The organism is Curvibacter cyanobacteriorum, from assembly GCF_028649475.1.
GTDB lineage: Bacteria > Pseudomonadota > Gammaproteobacteria > Burkholderiales > Burkholderiaceae_C > Curvibacter > Curvibacter cyanobacteriorum.
In genome coordinates this window covers 34939-56930 of sequence record NZ_JAQSIP010000010.1, presented here as the reverse complement: position 1 = coordinate 56930, position 21992 = coordinate 34939, and the positions used below count along the sequence as shown (strand labels likewise).

At 66.8% G+C, this 21992-nt stretch carries 21 protein-coding genes and 1 tRNA gene; 8 read left to right on the top strand and 14 right to left on the bottom strand.

Annotated features, from left to right (window positions below; all coding sequences use genetic code 11):
- Positions 1-17: 17 nt before the first annotated feature.
- Complete coding sequence (locus PSQ40_RS18050; RefSeq protein WP_273953282.1) at positions 18-998, bottom strand: Bug family tripartite tricarboxylate transporter substrate binding protein; 981 nt, start codon at positions 996-998, stop codon at positions 18-20.
- Positions 999-1130: 132 nt separating this feature from the next.
- Between PSQ40_RS18050 and PSQ40_RS18045 the strand changes: the two genes are divergently transcribed.
- On the top strand, positions 1131-1427 hold the full coding sequence (locus PSQ40_RS18045) for a hypothetical protein (RefSeq protein WP_273953281.1): 297 nt from the start codon (positions 1131-1133) through the stop codon (positions 1425-1427).
- Between the two features lie 152 nt (positions 1428-1579).
- Here PSQ40_RS18045 and PSQ40_RS18040 read toward each other — a convergent pair whose 3' ends face one another.
- Positions 1580-2617, bottom strand: a complete 1038-nt coding sequence (locus PSQ40_RS18040) for a CDP-6-deoxy-delta-3,4-glucoseen reductase (RefSeq protein ID WP_273953280.1) — start codon at positions 2615-2617, stop codon at positions 1580-1582.
- A gap of 49 nt (positions 2618-2666) precedes the next feature.
- Here PSQ40_RS18040 and PSQ40_RS18035 point away from each other — a divergent pair, with 49 nt between their 5' ends.
- Positions 2667-3590: an SDR family oxidoreductase gene (locus PSQ40_RS18035; protein WP_273953279.1), complete on the top strand. Its 924-nt coding sequence runs from the start codon at positions 2667-2669 to the stop codon at positions 3588-3590.
- Between the two features lie 30 nt (positions 3591-3620).
- Here the strand turns inward: PSQ40_RS18035 and PSQ40_RS18030 are convergent, their stop codons facing one another.
- A complete protein-coding gene (locus PSQ40_RS18030; RefSeq protein WP_273953278.1) occupies positions 3621-4694 on the bottom strand; it encodes a S1C family serine protease in 1074 nt (357 codons plus the stop codon).
- A gap of 151 nt (positions 4695-4845) precedes the next feature.
- Entirely contained in the window at positions 4846-5592 is a 747-nt protein-coding gene (locus tag PSQ40_RS18025) for a TerC family protein (RefSeq protein ID WP_273953277.1), read from the bottom strand.
- A 201-nt stretch (positions 5593-5793) separates the two neighbouring features.
- Between PSQ40_RS18025 and ppk2 the strand changes: the two genes are divergently transcribed.
- Positions 5794-6966 carry a polyphosphate kinase 2 gene (gene ppk2 / locus PSQ40_RS18020; RefSeq protein WP_273953276.1) on the top strand — a complete coding sequence of 391 codons (1173 nt, stop codon included), beginning with the start codon at positions 5794-5796 and terminating at the stop codon, positions 6964-6966.
- Positions 6967-7209: 243 nt separating this feature from the next.
- Here the strand turns inward: ppk2 and PSQ40_RS18015 are convergent, their stop codons facing one another.
- Together PSQ40_RS18015 and PSQ40_RS18010 are read right to left on the bottom strand one after the other, a co-directional pair.
- The gene (locus tag PSQ40_RS18015) at positions 7210-8460 is read right to left on the bottom strand and encodes a CaiB/BaiF CoA transferase family protein (protein ID WP_273953275.1); all 1251 of its coding nucleotides are present in this window, start codon (positions 8458-8460) and stop codon (positions 7210-7212) included.
- A gap of 12 nt (positions 8461-8472) precedes the next feature.
- Entirely contained in the window at positions 8473-9669 is a 1197-nt protein-coding gene (locus PSQ40_RS18010) for an acyl-CoA dehydrogenase (protein WP_273953274.1), read from the bottom strand.
- 239 nt (positions 9670-9908) lie between these two features.
- Between PSQ40_RS18010 and PSQ40_RS18005 the strand changes: the two genes are divergently transcribed.
- Positions 9909-10823: a LysR substrate-binding domain-containing protein gene (locus PSQ40_RS18005; RefSeq protein ID WP_273953273.1), complete on the top strand. Its 915-nt coding sequence runs from the start codon at positions 9909-9911 to the stop codon at positions 10821-10823.
- Positions 10824-10955: 132 nt separating this feature from the next.
- A complete protein-coding gene (locus PSQ40_RS18000) occupies positions 10956-11852 on the top strand; it encodes an intradiol ring-cleavage dioxygenase (RefSeq protein WP_273953272.1) in 897 nt (298 codons plus the stop codon).
- Between the two features lie 377 nt (positions 11853-12229).
- On the opposite strand, the gene PSQ40_RS17995 is transcribed toward PSQ40_RS18000, so the two are convergent.
- The gene (locus PSQ40_RS17995) at positions 12230-12400 is read right to left on the bottom strand and encodes a hypothetical protein (protein ID WP_273953271.1); all 171 of its coding nucleotides are present in this window, start codon (positions 12398-12400) and stop codon (positions 12230-12232) included.
- A gap of 233 nt (positions 12401-12633) precedes the next feature.
- Here PSQ40_RS17995 and PSQ40_RS17990 point away from each other — a divergent pair, with 233 nt between their 5' ends.
- Positions 12634-13161 (top strand): DUF2889 domain-containing protein, encoded by a 528-nt coding sequence (locus PSQ40_RS17990; RefSeq protein WP_273953270.1) that lies wholly within the window; start codon positions 12634-12636, stop codon positions 13159-13161.
- 60 nt (positions 13162-13221) lie between these two features.
- Here PSQ40_RS17990 and PSQ40_RS17985 read toward each other — a convergent pair whose 3' ends face one another.
- Positions 13222-14115 (bottom strand): ParB N-terminal domain-containing protein, encoded by an 894-nt coding sequence (locus PSQ40_RS17985; protein WP_273953269.1) that lies wholly within the window; start codon positions 14113-14115, stop codon positions 13222-13224.
- A gap of 258 nt (positions 14116-14373) precedes the next feature.
- Here PSQ40_RS17985 and PSQ40_RS17980 point away from each other — a divergent pair, with 258 nt between their 5' ends.
- Positions 14374-14658, top strand: coding sequence for a hypothetical protein (locus PSQ40_RS17980; RefSeq protein ID WP_273953268.1), 285 nt, complete (start codon positions 14374-14376; stop codon positions 14656-14658).
- Positions 14659-14742: 84 nt separating this feature from the next.
- Positions 14743-15003: a hypothetical protein gene (locus tag PSQ40_RS17975; RefSeq protein WP_273953267.1), complete on the top strand. Its 261-nt coding sequence runs from the start codon at positions 14743-14745 to the stop codon at positions 15001-15003.
- Positions 15004-15159: 156 nt separating this feature from the next.
- Here the strand turns inward: PSQ40_RS17975 and PSQ40_RS17970 are convergent.
- From PSQ40_RS17970 to PSQ40_RS17945, 6 genes are all read right to left on the bottom strand, one after another.
- Positions 15160-15235 (bottom strand) — tRNA-Thr (locus tag PSQ40_RS17970).
- 12 nt (positions 15236-15247) lie between these two features.
- Positions 15248-16255 (bottom strand): class 1 fructose-bisphosphatase, encoded by a 1008-nt coding sequence (locus PSQ40_RS17965; RefSeq protein ID WP_273953266.1) that lies wholly within the window; start codon positions 16253-16255, stop codon positions 15248-15250.
- Between the two features lie 13 nt (positions 16256-16268).
- Positions 16269-18959, bottom strand: a complete 2691-nt coding sequence (gene pepN / locus PSQ40_RS17960; RefSeq protein ID WP_273953265.1) for an aminopeptidase N — start codon at positions 18957-18959, stop codon at positions 16269-16271.
- Positions 18960-19010: 51 nt separating this feature from the next.
- A protein-coding gene (prfB, locus tag PSQ40_RS17955; protein ID WP_273953264.1) for a peptide chain release factor 2 occupies positions 19011-20115 on the bottom strand; the annotation gives its coding sequence in 2 pieces (ribosomal slippage) (positions 19011-20033 and positions 20035-20115; 1104 coding nt in all).
- On the bottom strand, positions 20032-20244 hold the full coding sequence (locus tag PSQ40_RS17950) for a hypothetical protein (RefSeq protein ID WP_273953381.1): 213 nt from the start codon (positions 20242-20244) through the stop codon (positions 20032-20034). Before PSQ40_RS17950 ends, prfB begins: the two co-directional genes overlap by 84 nt.
- A 65-nt stretch (positions 20245-20309) precedes the next feature.
- Positions 20310-21971: an L-lactate permease gene (locus PSQ40_RS17945; RefSeq protein ID WP_273953263.1), complete on the bottom strand. Its 1662-nt coding sequence runs from the start codon at positions 21969-21971 to the stop codon at positions 20310-20312.
- Positions 21972-21992: the final 21 nt, after the last annotated feature.

Below are 21992 nucleotides of genomic sequence, written 5' to 3'. Positions count from 1 at the left end.
GGGCCCGGGCGGTGGGCTCAGTCCACCTTGGCGCCCGATGCCTTGACCCCCTTCTCGTACTTGGCCAGTTCGCTTTTCATGAAGCTGCCAAATTGCTCGGGGCTGCTGGGCACCGGCTCGGCCATCAGGGCGGCAAAGCGGGTTTTGGTCTCGGGGGCGTTCAAGGCCGCAACAAAGGCCTGGTTCAGTTTGGTGACCACGTCCCTGGGCGTGTGGGCCGGGGCCACCAGCCCCCACCAGGTGTCGATGCTGAAGCCTTTGTACTGTTCGGCGATGGCGGGCACCTCGGGCAACAGGGGGCTGCGTTGTGCCGTGGTCACGGCCAGCGCCTTGAGCTTGCCCGAACGGATGTTGGGCGCTGCGGTGGCCAGGTTGTCGAAGTTGAAGTCCACCTCGCCTGCCAGCAGCGCCAGTTGCGCCGGGTTGCCGCCGTTGTAGGGGATGTGCAGCGCAAAGATGCCCGCCTGGGCCTTGAACATTTCACCCGCCAGGTGGCCGGCGCTGCCGCTGCCGCCGCTGCCGAAGTTGAGCTTGGCCGGGTGGGCGCGGGCATAGGCCACCAGGTCGGCCAGGGTGTTGATGTTCAGGCGCCGCGCGGTGTCGGCGTTCACGACCAGCACGTTCGGCACCCGCAGGATCTGCGTGATGGGCGTGAAGTCGCGGGCCGCGTCATACGGCATGCGTGTGTACAACCAGGGGTTGACCGCGTGGGTGGCCGTGGCGGCAATCCCGAGGGTCAGGCCATCGGGGGCGGCCTTGGCCACCAGGTCGGCGCCGATGTTGCCGCCTGCGCCGGGCTTGTTGTCGACGATGACCGGGCCCAGCGTGTCCTTCACCCGTTCGGCGAGCACCCGTGCCGTGACATCGATCGGGCCGCCCGGGGCATAGGGCACGATCAAGCGAATCGGTCGTGCGCTCTGGGCCAGGGCCGAGCGTTCGGACCAAAAGGACAGCGGGGTGGCGGCCAAGCCTGCCAGGAGGAGGTGTCTGCGGTTCATGCCCCATTGTCCCGCCTCTGCGCGGGCGTGACAAACGCTTACAACGCTTTGCGTGGCCGATGTGATACCGCCGCGGGGCTGGCGCGTTGTCAGTCCCATGGAGGTCGTCTCCATGCCACTGAAGGATGCACCATGAAAGTCAACGCCCTTGTCTCTGCTGCGCTGGTGAGCGCTGTGTTCGGTCTCAGCGGAGCGGCCTTCGCCCAAGCCCCGGCCACCACCCCAGCCACCACCCCAGCCACCACCCCAGCCATCGTCGCGGGCCCCACCGCCGCACCGGCCCCGGCGGTGAAGGCCGAGACCCCGAAGGCCGACGCCGGCAAGGTGGCCGCATCGACCGACACCCATGCCAAGGCCAAGCACGCCAAGAAGCACAGCAAGTCCGAGGCGGGCAAGCCGGACGCCGCCAAAGCCACCCCGGCCTCCTGAGCCCGCAGGCCGCCCCCTCCGGGCGGGCGGCCCGCCCCACAGCAAAAAAGCCACAGCGCCTGACTGCCCTGTGGCTTTTTTTTTCAATCGGGTCCCGCCGGGCGGCGGGTCACGCTGGCGCCCGCCCAGAGGCAGAAGGCAGAGGCAGAGGCTCAGGCTGCGTGCTTGTCGGCTTCGCTGGTGAAGGCGTCGGCGTAAAACTCTTCCGCGGGCAGGCCGCGCTCGGCGCTGTAGGCCACGCGGGCCGACTCGACCACGATGGGGGCACCGCAGGCGTAGACCTGGTGGCCCGAGAGGTCGGCAAAGTCGTCCAGCACGGCTTGGTGCACAAAGCCGGTGCGGCCGGTCCAGCCATCTTCAGGCAGGGCGTTGGACACCACCGGCACGTAGCGCAGTTGCGGCATCTCGGCGACCTTGGCTTGCACCCAGGCGTCCAGGTACAGGTCGCCGGGGCGGCGGCCCCCCCAGTACAGCGTGACCGGGCGCGAGCTGCCCTTGAACTGCAGGTGTTCGATCAGCGCCTTGATGGGGGCAAAGCCGGTGCCCGATGCCAGCAGCACGATGGGCTTGTCGCTGTCTTCGCGCAGGTAGAAGCTGCCGAACGGGCCTTCGATGCGCAGGATGTCTTTTTCCTTCATGGCCCCGAACACATGGTCGGTGAACTTGCCGCCAGGCATGTGGCGCAGGTGCAGTTCCACGCCCGGCGCTTCGGCCTGGGTGTGGGGGGCGTTGGCCATCGAATACGCGCGGCGTGCGCCGTCCCGCAAGATGAATTCCACGTACTGACCCGCGTGGTAGCGGAAGGTCTCGGCCGCCGGCAGTTGCAGGCGCAGCTTCATGACGTCGGCGGAGACCTTTTCCAGCGCCGCGACGCGGGCCGGCATCTTTTTGATCGGGAAGGCGCTTTCGTCGGTCACCTGACGCGATTCCAGCACCAGGTCGCTCTGCGGGATGGCGCAGCAGGTGAGGATGAAGCCGTTGGCTTCTTCCTCGGCGCTCAGCGCCTTGGCCTGGTGGTCGCCATGGACCACGCTGCCTTCCAGCTTCTTGCATTTGCAGGAGCCACAGGCGCCGTCCTTGCAACCGTAGGGCAGGCCCACGCCTTGGCGTATGGCGGCGGCCAACACGGCTTCGTCGGGGTTGGCGGTGAATGCGCGTCCACTGGGCTGTACGGTGACGTTGAAGCTCATCTTTTGGGTATCCTCGGGGCCGTCTTTAGAAATCTGTGAAGCCCCGATTTTGCCTTCAAACCAGTTCCCCCTCGGCGCGCTGCCTGCGCGCTTTCGCCGTCAACGTGTGCTGATCGTGGGCTGTGGTGATGTCGGTCAACGTGTGGCGCGCCAGTTGCAGGGCCGCGCGCGGGTGCTGGCCCTGACCTCGTCGCCCGAGCGCATGCCCGCCTTGCGGGCGCTGGGTGTGACCCCCTTGCAGGGCAACCTGGACCAGCCCGCCAGCCTGCGCCGACTGGCCGGGCTGGCGACCCGGGTGCTGCACCTGGCGCCGCCCCCCACCGAAGGCCAGGCCGAATGGTGGCGCGACCCGCGCACCCTGGCCCTGAGCCGGGTGCTGCGCAGCCGCAGCCTGCCCCAAGCGCTGGTCTATGGGTCCACCAGCGGGGTCTATGGCGACTGTGGCGGGGCGCTGGTCAGCGAGTCGCGGCCGGTGCAGCCCAGCACCCCGCGTGCCCAGCGCCGGGTGGACGCCGAGCGCGTGGTGCGCCACCTGGGGCGCAGCGTGCGCACCAGCATCCTGCGCATCCCGGGCATCTACGCCCCCGACCGCCCGGGGGGCACGCCGCGCGAGCGCTTGCTGCGCGGCACGCCGGTGCTGCGGCGCGAGGACGATGTCTACACCTGCCACATCCACGCCGACGACCTGGCCCGGGCGTGTTCGGTGGCGCTTTGGCGGGGGCAAGCCCAGCGCACCTACAACGTCTGTGATGACGCGCACCTGCTGATGGGCGACTATTTCGACCTGGCGGCCGACTTGTACGGCCTGCCCCGGCCACCGCGCGTGGCCCGCGCCGAGGCCCGCGAGCAACTGCCGGTCAGCTTGCTGAGCTTCATGAGTGAATCCCGGCGCCTGCTCAACCAGCGCCTGAAGGCGGAGTTGCGCTTGCGTTTGCAGCACCCCAGCGTGGCCTCCGGCCTGCGCGGGGGCTGAGGCGGGCGCGCGCGCTGCTGCGGCGGGCGCTCAGATGCCCTCGGGCTGGCGCAGGCTGCGCAGCCGGGGGATGGCCTGCAGCCGGATCTGCTTCAGCGTCGCGCCTTGCAGCACGGTCAACTCCACGGGCTGGTCCAGGGCAGGGTGGGCCCACAGCGTTTTGTAGAAGCCCTCCAGCGAACTGACGCCGCTGCCGTCCACCGCCAGCACCAGGTCACCGGCCTGCAAGCCAGCCTGGGCGGCCGGACCGCCCTCGGTCACCTTGACGATCTGGATCCGACCGGCCGCATCGCTGGCGTTCAGGCCCAGCCAGGGTCGCTGGCGGCTGCTGCGGCTGCTGCCGTTTTGCAGCAACTCGCTGAGCACGGGCTTGAGCAGGTCCACCGGCACGAACAGGTTGCCGGGCAGGCGCCGGTTCGGGTCTGCCGCATTGGGCACGCGCAGGCTGCCGATGCCCAGCAGTTCGCCGCGCTGGTTGAACAGCGCGGCCCCGGAGTGGCGGGCAATCGGCGGGCTGGTGAACAGCGCGGCCTCGATGTGGTACTCCCACGCACCGGAGAAGGGGCGCTGGCTCATCAAGCGGGTCGGGCTGACCTCGGCGGTTTCGTCGTTGCCGGCCCCGGTGAAGGTCAGCAGGTCGTCGCCCACCTGCAAGCCCGTCATGGTCCCCAGCGGGACCGCGGGCAGGGCGGGGGTGGCCAGCAGGGGCTTGAGCAGCCCAAAGCCTGTGGCCGGGTCATAGGCCACGGTGCGTGCCGGCAGGGTTTGGCCGTCGGCGGTGGTGATCTGCAGTTGCTGGGCTTCAAGGATCAGGTAGCCGATGGTCAGGGTCAGGCCATCGGGGCCAATCACCACCCCGGTGCCGGAGCGCTGGGCCCCCAGGGTGTCGACCGAGGGCGCGCCCTCAATCGCCTGGGCTTGCACCCCCACCACCGCGGCATGGGCGCGGCTCAGGGCTTGCAGCCGGTCGGCCACCCGCGCTTCGGCGGGCTCGCCCCGACCCGCCGCGGTACCTTGGGTGGCCCACGCCGAGGCCGGCAGGGCGCTCAGCGCCAACAGGCCGAGCCAGCCCCAGGTGCAGACAAGACGCTTCAGCAGCCGCATACCAGCCCCCTTCGGGCCCCGGGGGCGTTGCGACCGACCGAGGGTTGGTCTGGCTACCCCGAGGGAGTGTGGAAAATGCCACGCCTCAAGTATGCGATTTTTTGGCCAGTTGTGTGGGCGGGCCACATCGCCCCCACCGGCAGCCGGGGTGTCAGCCTTCGCGCTTCACCTGGGCCTGGGCGTCGGCCGTCGACACCCGGCGGCGCAGCCGGATGTTGAGCATTTCCACCGCCACCGAGAACGCCATCGCGAAGTAGATGTAGCCCTTGGGCACATGGTGGTCAAAGCCCTCGGCGATCAGCACCACGCCGACCACCACCAGGAAGGACAGCGCCAGCATCTTGATGGTCGGGTGATCCGACACAAAGCGCCCGATCGCGCCCGCAAACACCATCATCAAGCCCACCGAGGCGACGACCGCCGCGATCATGACCCGCACGTCGTCCACCATGCCCACCGCGGTGATGATCGAGTCGAGCGAGAACACCAGGTCCACCAGCATGATCTGGATGATCACCGACATGAAGCTGCTGCGGCCTTTGCCGTCGGCGTGATCTTCTTCGCCTTCCAGGGTCTGGTGGATCTCGCCGGTGCTCTTCCAGATCAGGAACAAGCCGCCGCAGATCAGGATCAGGTCCCGACCCGAGATGTCTTGCCCGGCCACGCTGAACACCGGTGCGGTCAGGCCAATGATCCAGGACAGCACCAGCAGCAGTCCGATGCGCATGAACATCGCCATGAACAGGCCCAGCCGCCGCGCCAGTTCGCGTTTGGCCGGCGGCAGGCGGTCGACCAGCACCGAGATGAAGATGACGTTGTCGATGCCCAGCACCAGTTCGAGGGCGGTCAGGGTGGCGAACGCCATCCAGGCCTGCGGAGAGCTCAGGAGTTCCATCATGATTGGTCTTTCAGCCAGCAGATCGGGTTCTCTTTGTAACTTGTTTTCGGTGCTTGGGAAACCATTGACGCGGGTCAAGTTGCGCCAGCGGGGGCGGCGGACAATGAGCCGCAGATGACCAGCGGCCCCTGGGCGCGCCCACGGTGTGGGCCATGCCGGCAGGCCGCACCGATACTCAAGCTTCTTTTCGGGAGACACGATATGACTGAACGAAAAACCCCCGCCGCCGCGCCCCTGGAATCGGCGCCCCCGGCGCGGCCGATTCGCCGCCCTGTGGCGCGCAGCCGGGCCGCACGGCGCGGGGATGTGGCGCCGTCGGTCAAACCCCAGGCCTTGGCGCGCCATGTGGCCCATGAGGCCACCGATGCGGCCCAGGCGCAGCAACTGTCGGTGGTGATGTCGCTGCTCGATGCCCACAACCCGACGCCCGCCGCCGAGCGGAGCCAAACCCTGCGTGCCTTGCTGGAGGGCGCATCGCAGGACGATCTGCAGGTCTTGCAAGAGGCCCTGCACGGGCTCGACCAGGCCCCTGCCGTGCGCGGCAACCCCGACGAAGCGCTGGCCGCCGATTGGCGCGACGGGGGCTACCCCTACCGCCACCTGATGCGCCGCGCCTCCTACGAACGCGAGAAGTTCCGCCTGCAGGTCGAGTTGCTCAAGCTGCAGGCCTGGGTCAAGGAGACCGGCCAGCGCGTGGTGATCCTGTTCGAAGGCCGTGACGCGGCCGGCAAGGGGGGCGCCATAAAGCGTTTCATGGAGCACCTGAACCCGCGCGGTGCGCGCGTGGTGGCGCTGGAGAAGCCGTCCGACATCGAGCGCGGTCAGTGGTACTTTCAGCGCTATGTGCAGCACCTGCCGACGCGTGGCGAGATCGTGCTGTTTGACCGCAGCTGGTACAACCGCGCCGGCGTCGAGCGTGTGATGGGCTTTTGCAGCGACGCCGAGTACACCGAGTTCATGCGCCAGGCCCCGGAGTTCGAGCGCAACCTGGTGCGCAGCGGCGTGCACGTGATCAAGTTCTGGTTCTCGGTCAGCCAAAAGGAGCAGCGCCGCCGCTTCAAGGAGCGTGAATCGCACCCCTTGAAACAATGGAAGCTCAGCCCCATCGACAAGGCTTCGCTGGACAAGTGGGACGACTACACGCGCGCCAAGGAAGCCATGTTCTTTGAGACCGACACGGCCGATGCGCCCTGGACCGTGATCAAGAGCGACTGCAAGAAGCGGGCGCGCCTGAACGCCATGCGCTATGTGCTGCACCTGCTGAGCTACACCAACAAAGACAGCCAGCAGATCGGCAAGCTCGACCCCTTGATCGTCGGGCGTGCCCATGTGGTCTATGAGCGCGGTGAACACCCCGGAGGGGCTTTGCTCTGAGTCGCTGATCAGGCGGCACCCGTGGCGGCTGCGCGGCCGCGCCCGGGCCATCGGGTCAAGAGGCCATCAGGCCTGCGGGTTGTTTTGACGACCCTGGGGTGTCGGGCACCCGGCGGCTGACGGGCAGGCCCTGGGCCGGGCCTTCAATCGGGGCCGGGCCACTGGGGTGGGGCGGGGGCCGCCTTGGCGCTGCCCGCTGGCCCCTGGGCTGAGCCCCGGGTCAGGCCGCAGGGCCCGGTCGCCTCACAGCACGCCAGATTGACGCAGTTCAGCGATGCGTTCAGCGCTCAGTCCCATCTCGCTCAGCACCTCGGTGGTGTGCTGGCCCAGGGCCGGGGGCGCGTTGCGCAGCACGGGCGGGTTGTCCACCAGGCGCAGGGGGCTGGCCACGCCTTTGACCTCAGCGATCCCATCCCCCGCGTCTCGCGGCAGCGTCACGGCCAGGCCGCGTGCCTGAACCTGGGCGTCGTCAAAGGCGCGCCCGATGTCGTTGATGGGGCCGCAGGGCACGGCCTTGTCTTCGAGCAGGGTGATCCAGTCGGTGGTGTTGCGCGTGCGGGTCAGCTCGCTCATCATGGGGATCAGGGTGTCACGGTGCTTCACGCGCAGGGTGTTGGTGGTGAAGCGCTCGTCCTGGGCCCACTCGGGCCGGCCTGCCGCCACGCAGAAGCGCGCAAACTGCCCGTCATTGCCAATCGCCAGCAGCATGGCGCCGTCGGCGGTCGGAAAGTCCTGGTAGGGCGCGAGGCTGGGGTGGCTGTTGCCTTGCCGGCCCGGCACCTGGCCGGTGTTGAGGAAGCCTGCCGCCTGGTTGGCCAGGATGGCCATGCCCACGTCCAGCAAGGACATGTCGATGTGTTGCCCCCGGCCCGTCTGGTGGCGCACGTTGAGCGCGGCCAGGATGGCGGTGGACGCGTACACCCCGGTGAACAGGTCGGTCAGCGCCACGCCCACGCGCAGCGGGCCGCCGCCCGGCTGGTCATCGGCCCGGCCGGTGATGCTCATCATGCCGCTCATGGCCTGGATCATCAGGTCATAGCCGGCCCGCTCGGCGTAGGGGCCATCCTGCCCAAAGCCCGTCACCGAGCAGTAGATCAGGCGGGGGTTCAGCGCCAGCAGGCTGGCGTGGTCGAGGCCGTACTGGCGCAGGCCGCCGACCTTGAAGTTCTCGACCACGATGTCCGCTTGCAGCGCCATGTCGCGGATCAGGGCCTGCCCGTCCGGGGTGGCCATGTCGATGGTCACCGAGCGCTTGTTGCGGTTGCAGGCCGTGAAGTAACTGGCCTGGGCCGTGTCCTGGCCCTGCGCATCCTTGAGGAAGGGCGGGCCCCAGTGGCGGGTGTCGTCACCCGCACCAGGGCGCTCGATCTTCACCACGTCGGCGCCCAGGTCCGCGAGGATCTGGGTGCACCAGGGGCCCGCCAGCACGCGGGACAGGTCCAACACCTTGAGGCCGGCAAGGGCTCCGGGCTGGGCGGTAGGCAGGGTGGTCATGCGCAGTCAGGCTCAGTTGGCGAAGGCGGCGATGCCGGTTTGGGCGCGGCCCAGGATCAGCGCGTGCACATCGTGCGTGCCTTCGTAGGTGTTGACGACTTCGAGGTTCACGAGGTGACGTGCCACGCCGAACTCATCGCTGATGCCGTTGCCCCCCATCATGTCGCGCGCTAGGCGGGCGATGTCCAGCGCCTTGCCGCAGGAGTTGCGCTTGATGATCGAGGTGGTTTCCACCGCGGCTGTGCCTTCGTCCTTCATGCGGCCCAGGCGCAGGCAGCCTTGCAGGCCCAGCGCGATCTCGGTTTGCATGTCGGCCAGCTTCTTCTGGATCAGCTGGTTGGCGGCCAGGGGGCGGCCGAACTGCTTGCGGTCCAGGGTGTATTGGCGGGCGGTGTGCCAGCAGAACTCGGCTGCACCCAAAGCGCCCCAGGCGATGCCGTAGCGGGCGCTGTTCAGGCAGGTGAACGGGCCCTTGAGACCTTCGATCTCGGGGAAGGCGTTTTCCTCGGGCACGAACACATCGTCCATCACGATTTCGCCGGTGATCGAGGCGCGCAGGCCCACCTTGCCGTGGATGGCCGGTGCGCTCAGGCCCTTCATGCCCTTTTCCAGCACGAAGCCGCGGATCGGGCCGACGGCGCCGCCTTCGGACACTTCCTTGGCCCAGACCACAAACACATCGGCGATCGGGCTGTTGGAGATCCACATCTTGCTGCCCTTGAGCTTGTAGCCGCCGGCGGTCTTGTAGGCGCGGGTGGCCATGCTGCCGGGGTCGGAGCCGTGGTCGGGTTCGGTCAGGCCGAAGCACCCGATCCATTCGCCGGTGGCCAGCTTGGGCAGGTACTTCTGGCGTTGGGCTTCGGAGCCGAACTCATAGATCGGCACCATCACCAGCGAGCTTTGCACGCTGGCCATCGAGCGGTAACCCGAGTCCACGCGTTCCACTTCACGCGCGATCAGGCCATAGGCCACATAGTTGAGGCCCGGGCCACCGTACTGCTCGGGGATGGTGGGGCCCAGCAGGCCCAGTTCGCCCATTTCGCGGAAGATGGCCGGGTCGGTTTTCTCGTGGCGGAAGGCTTCCAGCACGCGCGGGGCCAGCTTGTCCTGGCAGTAGGCTGCGGCGGCATCACGGATCATGCGCTCGTCGTCGGTCAGCTGTTGGTCGAGGAGGAAGGGGTCAGCCCATTGGAAGGCGGCACGGCTCATGAGAGGTCTCCGGTGAGTGATGAGGTTCAAGTCGGGGGCGATTGCGGATGTTCGGCAACCTGGCAGGAACCGGCCCCAAAAAGCGCTTGACCGGATCCTGCGTGTCGATGCGACATCGTAGCCTTGCGAAGGCGCTTCGACAAACGAGAGTTTCACATCGAGTTATGAGTTAGGGGAACTTATAGACCCAATATTGGGTTAAAAATGGCAACTAATCCCAGATCAAGTTCCATATCAGCATGAGAAGAAAGATACCGTCCACCCAGGCCCTGGCTTGCTTCGAAGCGGCCGCCCGGCACGAGAGTTACACCCGTGCCGCGCAGGAACTGGCGCTCACGCAAAGCGCGGTGTCGCGCCAGATCACCGCGCTGGAGGAGTACCTGGGCGTGGCCCTGTTCCGCCGCACCCGCCATGGCGTGGCCCTGACCCCCAGTGGGGCCAACTACAGCCGCCAGGTGGCGCGCCGCCTGCAAGGCCTGGAGCGCGACACCCTGGACGTGATGGCGCGGCAAGGGCAGGGCGGCGCCCTGCTGCTGGCCGCCGTACCCACCTTTGCCACCCGGTGGTTGATCCCGCGCCTGCCCCAACTGGCCCAGCAGCACCCGGAGCTGACGGTGCACATCGAGACCCGCACGCGCCCGTTTCTGTTTGCCGACACCGAGTTCGATGCCGCCTTGTACGCGGGCACGCCAGAGCAGGTGGCCAACTGGCCCGGGGTGCGGGCCCAGCGCCTGCTGACCGAGGACGTGGTGGCCGTTTGCAGCCCGGCCTTGCTGCAAGCCCGGGGCTTGTCCCCCAGCGGTCTGGCGCCGCAGGACCTGGTGGACCTGCCGCTGTTGCAGCAAAGCACGCGGCCCTATGTCTGGCGTCAGTGGTTTGATTCGGTCGGGCTGGCGCCGCCGGGCGCCATGGAGGGGCCCCGCTACGAGTTGTTTTCGATGCTGGCGGTGGCCGCGTCCCATGGGCTGGGCGTGGCGCTGATGCCGCCGCTGTTGATCGAGGCCGAACTGGCGCGGGGCGAACTGGTGCAGGCCTGCCCGGTCAGCCTGCAGGGGGAGCGGGCCTACTACCTGGTCACGCCCGCGCAGGACGACCCCCCGGTGCTGCGAGCCTTCAGCCAGTGGCTGTTGGCCGCGGCGGGTCACCCGGCTTGAACGCCGGCTTTTTTTAACACTTTACCGTCCCACTCGCGCCGGCCCGGCTGGGATTCCGTTAGGCTAGCCCGCTTTGATCGAACGCCTCGCGCAAGGAACCTCGAATTGAGCTCGAATCCTGCTGAAGAATCTGTGGACCCCACAAGCCGCCGCCGCTGGCTGGCGCTGGGTTTGGTGGGCTTGGTGGGCTTGGTGGGCCCGGTCTGGGCGGCCCCCAACAAACCGAAACCGCGGGCCGCACCGGCCAAACCCGCCCCCCGTGGCGCCGTGCGTCAACAGGCGGCCCCCAGCGCCGCCCCTGCGACCCCCCCGAAGATCGTGCAACGCGAACCGGCCCTGGTGCCACGCCTGACGGCGGCAGCGCCCGAAGGGCCTTTTTACAGTGGCCCGGGGCCCGTGCGGCCCGACATCAGCGAAGGCCTGCCCGGCGTGCCGCTGGAGGTGCGCTTTGTGGTGGTCGACCAGACCGCCATGCCCTTTGCCGGGGCCCTGGTGGACCTGTGGCACTGCGATGCCAAGGGCGTTTACTCCGGCTTCGCCGCCCAAGGCGAACAGGGCGACATCGACACCCGTGGCCGCACCTTCTTGCGGGGCCGCCAGGCCACCGACCGCAATGGGGTGGCGGCTTTTCGCACCATCTACCCGGGCTGGTACCCGGGGCGCACCACGCACCTGCACTTCAAGATCTGGAACGGTGAGAACACGGTGCTGACCTCGCAGCTGTTCATGCCCGATGCGCTGAGTGAGTACCTGTACACCCAGCTTGACGACTACCGCCGCGACCGCCTGCGCGACACCCTCAACAGCAACGACAGCATCGCCTTGCAGGCGGGCAACAGCCTGCTGGGCTCGGTGCGCGAGGAGCGCGAGCAGTACGTGGTCACGCTGGCCGTGGCGGTGGACCGATCGGCGCGCTTGACGCCCGAGCCGACCCCGCTGGGCGAGGCCGCGCCACGGCCGCCCGTGGCAACGGGCTTCGGCTTGGACTCTGCCGAACGCCGCCAGGCCCTGGTGCCGGGCCGCCGCTGAGGTCTTGCGCCGTTCAACGCACCGACCCCACCCCGCCTTCGCGGCCACTGGATTTGTCCCCGCTCCTCAGGGACAAGCTTGTGGATAAGCCGTGGGGTGCAGGCTGAATGACCTGCTAAGTGCTTGATTTCAAAAGACAAGCCTTGTGCTGCCTAGAAAATGGGCAGGTCAAATCCCGGGCATCCCAGCTTGGGGCCGCGAGCGCAGGTCGGGCTGTCGGGGGCGGCCAGCCACCCCGGGGCGTGGCCGCTATCAACCTGGGGCTGCGCCTGCCCCCACGGGCCCTCTGGTTAGCGGAGGGCGAAAAAAAAGGCCCTCTTGCGAGGGCCTCGGGGCGCGGGTGGTCTGGACCACCACAGCAGGCAGGGGTTGACGAATCAACCGCCCTTGCTGGGGCGCTTGCCCGGGTTCTTCTTGCTGCGCGTTGCGACGCCGCGTTCCAGGCTGACGCGTTGGCCGCGGCCGCCGGTGGCCAGGGTCATGCCGGGCAGGGGGGTGGGGGCCGGAGTGCGCTTGCGATCTGCTTCGGTGACGATTTTGTTGCCCATGGGAGCCTTCAGAACAAAAAGTTGAAACCCCCTATTAGGCCACAGTTGGAGAAGCCCCGGTCCAAAGCCAGGCCCCGACCCCGCACGGGGGCACCTTGACCGGGGCCTCCCAGGCGCTTTCGGCAGCTTGCTTCACTAGAATCAGGCCCTCTTGGGGGCGCATTGGTCCCTGGTTCATTGACTTTTTTTGAGGTGTTGTTTTGCCCCTGCCGCCGCCCCTTGCCCGCCGTCCCATGCACACCCGCCAGGTGCAATACCGGGGTTATCAGCGAGAAGATGGCCTGTGGGACATCGAAGGGGAGATGAAGGACACCAAGACAGAGGACTTCCACATCCCCGGTGAAGGCCATTGGGCGCCCGGTGAGGCGATCCACCACATGCTGATCCGGGTCACGGTGGACACCCGCTTTGTGGTGCGTGACCTCCAAGTGGCGATGGACAGCGTCCCGCACGCCGAATGCCCGCCCGCACAGGCGGCCATGCGCACCATGATCGGCTGCAGCATGGCCGGTGGCTGGCGCCAGTCCATTGAGCGCAACCTGGGCGGTATCCAGGGCTGCGCCCACTTGCGCGAACTGCTGTTCAACCTGGCCACGGCGGCCTACCAGACCATCCCCAGCGCCTTTGAGCCCAACGCCGACCAGCCGCCCATGCACCTGGGGCGTTGCACCGCCTGGGACTTCAATGGCCCCCTGGTGCAGCGCCAACACCCGGTCTTTTTTGGCCATGTGCCCAAGCGGCGTCAGCCGCCCAGCGCCTGAGTCTGCGGCCGTGGGCGCAGGCCTGGGCGCAGCTTGGGCCCCAGCTGAGGGCCCGTGCTATCAGGCGCGCAGGGACTTGAGCTGGGCCAGCTCGGCTTTGAGGCTGCTGTTCTCGGCCTGCAGCTCCACGATGGTCTGACGCAGGCGCGCGATGGTGCCCTCGGGCGTTTCGGGTTCGGTGCGCTCCACCGCCTTGGCGGCGCGCACCTTGCGGGCCGCCTGTTGCAGTTCCTTCTTGCCCCCGGCCGCCGCGGCCACTTGCTCCTCCATCGGCAGCGACGCCACCGTGGCGGCCGCATTGATCGAAATCGTGCCCGACTTCACGGCGGCCACCAGTTCCGGTGCCGCTTCTTTCTGGATCTTCTCGATCTGGCTGATGGTCGCACTGCTGATGCGGGCGGCCTTGGCCAGTGCCTCGCGTGTCATCACGGCCTCTTGTTCAGCCGTGGCCGGGGCGGTTGCGGTGGCAGCGGCGGCACTGGCTGTGCCCTCGGTGGCCTGGCCTGGGGCATCCTCCCAGGGCTGCAGAGGGGCCTCGGTCGCATCTGCCGCCACCGACACCGCGGCGCTGTCGCCGGCTTGGGCGGCGGGTGCTGCCGAAGGGGCTGCCGGCGCTTTGGGGGCCGGCTCGCGGCTGGCCAGGATGTCCTTCTTGCGCAGGGCCAAGACCCCGCGTTGGAAATCGGACAGGCTGCGGCGGCCCAGGTGCTGGTCAATCATCCACAGGCGCACATCGTCCATCGATTTGAACTGGGTGTTCTGCACCGTGTTGAAGGGCAGGCCATGTTTTTGGCAAATGCCGTAGCGGTTGTGGCCGTCGACCAGCACGTCGCCCCACAGCACCAAGGCGTCCCGGCAGCCCTCGGCCAGGATGCTGCGCTCCAGGGCCGCGTGCTCGTCGGGGGTCAGGGGGTCGATGTAGGCCAGTAGTTCTTCGTTGACGGTGATGTCCATGGGGCAGAGAGAAAAGTGAAACAGGTCGCCAAAAGGCGGGGCGGCGATTGTACGGGCCCGGCCCCAGGGCGGGCGCCAGACCGCGTGCGCTCGCTTTGTGTGCGCAAGTTGACAAAGCGGCGTGCAATGTCCCGCCGTTTGTGATTGGCGCGGTCAGAATCCCGACATCGCTGCAGTTCGGTGCGCCGGTGGCCCCCGCCACGGCATCAGCATCGAGCAGCGAGTGCTCTTTTTTTATCCACCTTCGAGGTTTCGGTCATGGCCTTCATCCACAGCCTGCTGCGCGTTCTGATCCTGTGCACTGCCATGCTGGGGGCGGTGGCTTTCCTCAGTGCCTGCGGCAACTCGGTGAGCCTGGAGAACTACCAGCGCCTCAAGGTCGGGCAGACCTTTGACGAGGTCAAACAGATCATCGGTGAGCCCTCACGCTGCGACGAAACCCTGGGGGTGCGCAACTGCGTCTGGGGCAACACCGAGCGCAGCATCCGCGTCAACTTTGCCCTCGACAAGGTGCTCCTGCTGTCGGCGGACAACCTCAAGTAAAACCCCCACGTCGGTTGACGGGGGCCCGCGGGGGCGGCCTCAGACACCGCGCGCCGTGACCCAAGCCCACGGCACAATAGCGCCATGCCGAGCTTGTACGAATCCATGAACGCTGCCCTGCGCGCCCACTGGCAGCAGCACAACAACCAATACCCCACCTTCATCCTGGCGCCCGAGCAGCACGAGCCCCTGATGGCCGAAATCGCGCTCGTGCGCGAGGTGTTTGGCCCCGCCGCGGCCTTGTTCCCGCGGGACAAGTTCCACGGTGCTCCCATCGAGCTGCGCCCGGGGGCCGCCCCGGCGATCCGGTCGGTTGACGGGGTGGAGACCCTGCTCGAACTTTGAGACTCTGAGGGGCGCCTGCAGCGGCGCCCATTCGGTTGGCGCGAGCGCTGGCCCCCAAGCGCAGTTGGTGGGGCTGGCGGCCCATCCAAGCCCTGTTCCTGAGGCCGTTTTGGCCATGAAAAAAGCCCTGACTCTTGCGAATCAGGGCTTTCTATTTGGTGCCGGAGAGATGAATCGAACACCCGACCTTCTCATTACGAATGAGCTGCTCTACCGACTGAGCTACACCGGCTTGAATCAAAAATTATACACCGGTGTGGTAGCTGGTGACGCGGTCGACCTCATTTTTTGAGCCCAGGATCACGCTGACGCGTTCGTGCAGTTGGCCGGGTTCGATGTCCAGGATGCGCTGGCGGCCGTTGGTGGCGGCGCCGCCGGCTTGCTCGACCAGCCAGCTCATGGGGTTGGCTTCGTACATCAGGCGCAGCTTGCCGGGCTTGTTGGGCTCGCGCTTGTCCCAGGGGTACATGAAGACGCCGCCGCGGGTCAGGATGCGGTGCACGTCGGCCACCATGCTGGCGATCCAACGCATGTTGAAGTCCTTGCCGCGCGGGCCTTCCTTGCCTTGCAGGCACTCGTCGATGTAGCGCTTCACGGGCTCGTCCCAGTGGCGCATGTTGCTCATGTTGATGGCGAACTCTTTGGTGTCGGCGGGGATGCGCACGTTTTCCTGGGTCAGCACGAACGAGCCTTGTTCGCGGTCCAGGGTGAACATGGACACGCCGTCACCGACGGTCAGCACCAGGGTGGTTTGCGGGCCGTACACACAGTAGCCGGCGGCCACTTGCTTGGCGCCGGCCTGCAGGAAGTCCTGCTCGGTCACGCCGGGCGAGCCTTCAGGCTTCTTCAGCACGCTGAAGATGGTGCCGATGCTGACGTTGACGTCGATGTTGCTGGAGCCGTCGAGCGGATCGAACAGCAGCAGGTACTCGCCTTGCGGGTAGCGGTTGGGCACCAGGTAGATGCTGTCCATTTCTTCCGAGGCCATGGCGGCCAGGTGGCCGCCCCATTCGTTGGCTTCGATCAGCACCTCGTTGGCGATGATGTCGAGCTTCTTTTGCACTTCGCCTTGCACGTTCTCGCTGTCGGCCGAGCCGAGCACACCGCCCAGCGCGCCCTTGTTGACGGCTTGGCTGATGCTCTTGCAGGCACGCGCCACCACTTCGAGCAGCAGGCGCAGTTGCGAGGGGATGTGACCTTCTTCGCGTTGTTGTTCAACGAGGTAGCGGGTCAGGCTGATTCTTTGGGCCATGGTTTTCTTCTCCTTAATCGGCGAGTGCGCGGGTCACGACTTCGCGCACGTCGTTGCTGAGGTCGGCTTTGGCGGCGACACGGGCAATGGCTTCGCGGGCGGCGCTGCGGTAGGGTTCAGCCAGCTTCTTCCAGCGGTCCAGGGCGCGGGCCAGTCGGGCGGCGACCTGGGGGTTGATGGCGTCGAGCTCGATCACGCGGTCGGCCCAGAACACGTAGCCCGCGGCGTCGCTGCGGTGGAAGGCGCCCGGGTTGGCGCTGCAGTAACTGAAGATCACGCTGCGCGCGCGGTTGGGGTTGCGCAGGTTGAAGTCCGGGTGGGTCATGAGCTGGCGCACCGCGGGCAGCACATGGCCGCCGTGGTCAGGCGCACCGGCTTGCAGCGAGAACCACTTGTCGATCACCAGGGCTTCGTTCTTGAACAGGGCATGGAAGCGGCTCAGGGCCGGGGCCGCCAGTTCGTGGCCACTGATGACCAGGGCGCTCAGGGCGTTGAAGCGGTCGGTCATGTTGGCCGCGTCCTTGAAGCGCTGGAAGGCCTTGCCCGGCCAGACCGTGTCGCCACTGCGGCGGGCGGCCACGCACAGCTGGGTCAGGGCCAGGCCGGCCAGGGCGCGGCGGCCTGAGGACACCGGGTCGGGCCGGTAGCCGCCGGTGTCGCGGTTGTCTTCCCAGGCTTGTTGCCACTGAGTTTGCAGGGCGGTGGCCAGCTGCTCGCGCATGGCTTCGCGCACCGCGTGGATGCGCTGCGGGTCGACCACGTCCAGCTGCTCAGCCAGGTAGGTTTCCGAGGGCAGGGTGAGCACCAGTTCCTTGAAGGCGGCGTCCAGCGTGGGGTCGGCCAGCACCTGGCGCATGGCGTCGAGGTAGGCGTCGTCCAGCACCGGGGTCTGGGCCAGGTCGCTGTCGCCCTGGATGGCCTTGAGCGCGCGGGCCAGGGCCAGGCGTTGACCGGCTTCCCAGCGGTTGAACGGGTCGCTGTCGTGCGCCAGCAGGGTCAGCAGCTCGGTGTCGGTGTAGGCGTAGTCCAGCACCACCGGGGCCGAGAAGTCACGCAGGATGGACGGCACCGGGGCGCTGTCCACGTTGACGAAGGTCAGCGTTTCGCTGGCCTCGGTCAGCACAAAGGTGCGCGTGCCGGTTTCGGCCTGGGCCCAGTGCGCCAGTTGCAGGGGCAGGGCCTGGCCCTGGGCGTCGAGCAGACCCAGGTTGACGGGGATCACGAACGGGTCTTTGAGGGCCTGGCCCGGGGTCGGCGCGCAGCTTTGCGTCAGGCTCAGGGTGTAGGTGCGGGCCGCGGCATCGTACTGGCCGCTGGCGTGCAGGCGTGGCGTGCCGGCCTGGCTGTACCAGCGCTTGAACTGGGGCAGCAGGCGCGCCAGATCCGACTGCGGGTTGGCGTCGGCAATGGCCTGGGCGAAGTCGTCGCAGGTCACGGCCTGGCCGTCGTGGCGCTCGAAGTACAGCTTCATGCCCTGGGCAAAGCCGTCGCGACCCACCAGGGTCTGCATCATGCGTACCACCTCGGCACCCTTCTCGTAGATGGTGACGGTGTAGAAGTTGTTGATCTCGATGTAGCTGTCGGGGCGCACCGGGTGGGCCATCGGGCCCGCGTCCTCAGGGAACTGGGCGGTGCGCAGCACGCGCACGTCTTCGATGCGCTTGACCGCGCGCGCCGAGGGGCTGCCCGCCAGGTCTTGGCTGAATTCCTGGTCGCGGAAGACGGTCAGGCCTTCTTTGAGGCTCAACTGGAACCAGTCCTGGCAGGTGACGCGGTTGCCGGTCCAGTTGTGGAAGTACTCGTGACCGACCACGCTCTCGATGTTGCTGAAGTCGGCATCGGTGGCGGTGGCCTGGTTGGCCAGCACGTACTTGGTGTTGAAGATGTTGAGGCCCTTGTTCTCCATGGCGCCCATGTTGAAGTCGCTGGTGGCGACGATCATGAAGCGCTCCAGGTCGAGCGGAAGGCCGAAGCGGGCTTCGTCCCAGGCCACGCTGGCCATCAGCGAGTTCATCGCGTGCTCGGTCTTGTCGAGGTCGCCAGGGCGCACAAATACCTGCAGCAAGTGGTCCTTGCCCGCGCGAGAGCGGATGCGCTGCTCACGCGCCACCAGTTGGCCCGCGACCAGCGCGAACAAATAGCAGGGCTTCTTGTGCGGGTCGACCCACTTGGCGAAGTGGCGGCCGTCTTCGAGTTCGCCTTCCTCAACCAGGTTGCCGTTGGACAGCAGCACCGGGTACTTGGCCTTGTCGGCCCGCAGCGTGACGGTGTAGCTGGCCATCACGTCCGGGCGGTCCAGGAAGTAAGTGATGCGGCGGAAACCCTCGGCTTCACACTGGGTGAAGAACGAGTCGTTGCTCACGTACAGGCCCATGAGCTTGGTGTTCTTGGCCGGGTTGCAGGTGGTGAAGATTTCCAGGTCGAAGGCGTCCGGGCCTTCGGGCAGGTTTTCCAGCACCAGCTGGTTGCCGTCCATCTTGAAGGACGTGCCTTGGCCATTGACCAGCACGCGCGCCAGGTTGAGCTCCTCGCCGTCCAGGCGCAGGGCCTGGGGCGCGACGTCGCCGTTGCGACGCAGGCGCATCTTGTTGAGCACGCGGGTCTTGGCGGGGTCGAGGTCGAACACCAGTTCAACCGTGTCGATCCAGTACGCGGGAGCGGTGTAGTCTGCACGGTGGATGGCCGTGGCTTGTCCTTCTCGCATCATTGGGTTTCTTTCCTTTGGGCCCGGGTCGGGCTTGGGGTGGATGGGGGGTCAGACGCCTTGCTTGAGCGAGGCTTCGATGAACGCGTCCAGGTCGCCGTCCAGCACCTTTTGGGTGTTGGAGATTTCGACGTTGGTGCGCAAGTCCTTGATGCGGCTCTGGTCCAGCACGTAGCTGCGGATCTGGTGGCCCCAGCCCACATCGGTCTTGGTGTCCTCGAGCTTTTGTTGCTCTTCCATGCGCTTGCGCATCTCAAAGTCGTACAGGCGCGAGCGCAGGCGCTTCCAGGCCACATCGCGGTTGCTGTGTTGGCTGCGACCGTCCTGGCACTGCACCACGATGCCCGTCGGGATGTGGGTCAGGCGCACGGCGGAGTCGGTCTTGTTGATGTGCTGACCGCCGGCCCCGCTGGCGCGGTAGGTGTCGGTGCGCACGTCGGCGGGGTTGATGTCGATCTCGATCGAGTCATCCACCTCGGGGTAGACGAACACGCTGGCAAAGCTGGTGTGGCGACCGCCCGACGAGTCGAACGGCGACTTGCGCACCAGGCGGTGCACACCGGTTTCGGTGCGCAGCAGGCCAAAGGCGTATTCGCCCTCGATCTTGATGGTGGCGCTCTTGATGCCCGCCACGTCGCCCGGGGTTTCGTCTTCGACCGTGGCCTTGAAGCCCTTGCGCTCGGCGTACTTCAGGTACTGGCGCAGCAGCATGCTGGCCCAGTCGCAGGCCTCGGTGCCACCGGCGCCGGCTTGCAGGTCCAGGAAGCAGGGGCTGGGGTCGGCCGGCTGGTTGAACATGCGGCGGAACTCCAGTTGCTCGATGGCCTGGGTCAGCTGGGCGCATTCGGCCTCGATGGTTTCGAGGCCGGCTTCGTCGCCTTCTTCCTTGCTCATCTCGTAGAGCTCGGTGTTGTCGGCCAGCTCGGTGGTCAGGCGCTCGATCACCAGCACGATGTCGTCGAGGGCTTTCTTTTCTTTGCCCAGTTCCTGGGCTTTCTTGGGGTCGTTCCAGACGCTGGGGTCTTCCAGCGAGGCGTTGACCGTCCTCAGGCGTTCAGCTTTGGCATCGTAGTCAAAGATACCTCCGTAAATCGACCGTGCGGGCGCTCAGGTCCGCCAGGTTGGTGCCGATGAGGTTGACGCGTTCTGCTTCCATGATTTTTTCCTGTGAGTGTTCGGGGGCAGGCGACGGGCGACGCGGGATGGCGCCGCCGGTGGCATGCAAACCCTGCATTTTCTCACGGGTCTTGCTTGGGCAGACGGGGGGCGGGTCGAGGTCGCCCATAAAAAAGACCGCCGAAGCGGTCTCTGAGGGGGCGACAGGCCAGCCCGGACAGGCTGGCCAGCGGCTCAGTGGATCACCATCAGGGTGAACGGCGGCACGTAGGCTTGCAGCGTCACGAAGATGCCGACCAGGCAGGCCAGTGCAATCGAGTGGAAGAACACGTAGCGCAGGATGTCGCCTTCGTGGTTGAACCAGCGGGTGGCGGTGGAGGCCACGACGATGGACTGCGCATCGATCATCTTGCCCATCACGCCGCCCGAGCTGTTGGCTGCACCCATCAGGTTGGGCGACAAGCCCAGCTGCTCGGCCGCCACCTTCTGCATGCCGCCAAACAGCACGTTGGACGCCGTGTCCGAACCCGTCAGGGCCACGCCCAGCCAGCCCATCAAGGTGCCAAAGAAGGGGTAGAACATGCCGGTTGACGCGAACGCCAGACCCAGCGTGGTGTCCAGGCCGGAATAGCGCGTCAGTGTGCCCAGGGCCAGCATCAGCACGATGGTCAGCAGCGAGTAGCGCACCAGCCAGACGGTCTTGCCAAACGATTTGGCCAATGCCGGCAAGGTGTAGCCCATCACCAAGCCCCCCACAATCGCGGCCAGCAGGATGCCGGTGCCCGTCATGGACAGCAGGTTGAGCACGAACTCAGCGCTCTCCGCCGTGGCCTTGGGGACTACCGGGGGCACTTTTTCGATCATCTTGTGCAGCCCTTCGATGGCGAACTTCGGCGCCCAGAGGCTGTTCAAGAAGGTCTTGGTGGCCGGCAGGCCCCAGACGAACACGAACACGGTCAAGATGACCCATGGCGTCCAGGCCTTGACCACCACGGCCCGCGGGTGCACGGTGGGGACGGTGGGCTTTTGCGCTTCGCCGCCGCTGGCTTCATGGCCCTTCAGGGACACCGAGGTCCAAATCTCGGCGGGCTTCCACACCTTCAGGAAGCCGACCAGGGCCGCCATCGAGCACATGGCCGCGATCACGTCCACCAGCTCGGGGCCCATGTAGTTGGACACCAGGAACTGCGGCACCGCGAAGCTCACACCGGTCACCAGGATGGCTGGCCAGATTTGCTTCATGCCGCGCCAGCCTGCAAAGGCCCAGATCAGCCAGAAGGGCACCAGCAGCGAGAAGAAGGGCAGCTGGCGGCCGATCATGGCCGAGACCTCGGCGAGGTCGTAGCCGTGTACCTTGGCCAGGGTGATCACCGGTGTGCCGAGCGCGCCGTAGGCCACGGGCGCCGTGTTGGCGATCAGTGACAGGCCCGAGGCCGCCAGCGGCGAAAAGCCCAGGCCGATCAGGATCGCGGCCGTCACCGCCACTGGCGTGCCAAAGCCAGCAGCCCCTTCAAAGAAGGCGCCAAAAGCGAAGGCGATCAGCAGCAGTTGCAAGCGGCGATCTTCCGTGATGCCGGCGATCGAGTCCTGCAGCACCTTGAAGCTGCCGTTTTGCTCGGTCAGTTGGTGCAGGAAGATGATGGTCAACACGATCCAGCCGATCGGCATCAGGCCGGTGAGGCCCCCCAAAAAGGCGGCCTTGCCCGCCATGTCGAGCGGCATGCCAAAGGCCAACACGGCGATGGCGATCGCACTGAGCAGCCCTAAACCGGCCGCGATGTGGGCCTTGAGGTGCAGAAAGCCAAGACCAACCAGCATGACGACCACGGGGACGCCTGCCAGCAAAGTAGACAGCAACATGTTGCCTGTCGGGTTGTAGACCTGTTGCCAAATCATCTGTTATCTCCTGTGTTGTTG

Excerpts from the sequence above, each read along its gene's own strand:
- PSQ40_RS18050 (WP_273953282.1), bottom strand. The coding sequence starts at position 998 with ATGAACCGCAGACACCTCCTCCTGGCAGGCTTGGCCGCCACCCCGCTG.
- PSQ40_RS18045 (WP_273953281.1), top strand. The coding sequence starts at position 1,131 with ATGAAAGTCAACGCCCTTGTCTCTGCTGCGCTGGTGAGCGCTGTGTTC.
- PSQ40_RS18040 (WP_273953280.1), bottom strand. The coding sequence starts at position 2,617 with ATGAGCTTCAACGTCACCGTACAGCCCAGTGGACGCGCATTCACCGCC.
- PSQ40_RS18030 (WP_273953278.1), bottom strand. The coding sequence starts at position 4,694 with ATGCGGCTGCTGAAGCGTCTTGTCTGCACCTGGGGCTGGCTCGGCCTG.
- PSQ40_RS18025 (WP_273953277.1), bottom strand. The coding sequence starts at position 5,592 with ATGATGGAACTCCTGAGCTCTCCGCAGGCCTGGATGGCGTTCGCCACC.
- ppk2 (WP_273953276.1), top strand. The coding sequence starts at position 5,794 with ATGACTGAACGAAAAACCCCCGCCGCCGCGCCCCTGGAATCGGCGCCC.
- PSQ40_RS18015 (WP_273953275.1), bottom strand. The coding sequence starts at position 8,460 with ATGACCACCCTGCCTACCGCCCAGCCCGGAGCCCTTGCCGGCCTCAAG.
- PSQ40_RS18010 (WP_273953274.1), bottom strand. The coding sequence starts at position 9,669 with ATGAGCCGTGCCGCCTTCCAATGGGCTGACCCCTTCCTCCTCGACCAA.
- PSQ40_RS18005 (WP_273953273.1), top strand. The coding sequence starts at position 9,909 with ATGAGAAGAAAGATACCGTCCACCCAGGCCCTGGCTTGCTTCGAAGCG.
- PSQ40_RS17995 (WP_273953271.1), bottom strand. The coding sequence starts at position 12,400 with ATGGGCAACAAAATCGTCACCGAAGCAGATCGCAAGCGCACTCCGGCC.
- PSQ40_RS17990 (WP_273953270.1), top strand. The coding sequence starts at position 12,634 with ATGCACACCCGCCAGGTGCAATACCGGGGTTATCAGCGAGAAGATGGC.
- PSQ40_RS17985 (WP_273953269.1), bottom strand. The coding sequence starts at position 14,115 with ATGGACATCACCGTCAACGAAGAACTACTGGCCTACATCGACCCCCTG.
- PSQ40_RS17980 (WP_273953268.1), top strand. The coding sequence starts at position 14,374 with ATGGCCTTCATCCACAGCCTGCTGCGCGTTCTGATCCTGTGCACTGCC.
- PSQ40_RS17975 (WP_273953267.1), top strand. The coding sequence starts at position 14,743 with ATGCCGAGCTTGTACGAATCCATGAACGCTGCCCTGCGCGCCCACTGG.
- PSQ40_RS17965 (WP_273953266.1), bottom strand. The coding sequence starts at position 16,255 with ATGGCCCAAAGAATCAGCCTGACCCGCTACCTCGTTGAACAACAACGC.
- pepN (WP_273953265.1), bottom strand. The coding sequence starts at position 18,959 with ATGCGAGAAGGACAAGCCACGGCCATCCACCGTGCAGACTACACCGCT.
- PSQ40_RS17950 (WP_273953381.1), bottom strand. The coding sequence starts at position 20,244 with ATGGGCGACCTCGACCCGCCCCCCGTCTGCCCAAGCAAGACCCGTGAG.
- PSQ40_RS17945 (WP_273953263.1), bottom strand. The coding sequence starts at position 21,971 with ATGATTTGGCAACAGGTCTACAACCCGACAGGCAACATGTTGCTGTCT.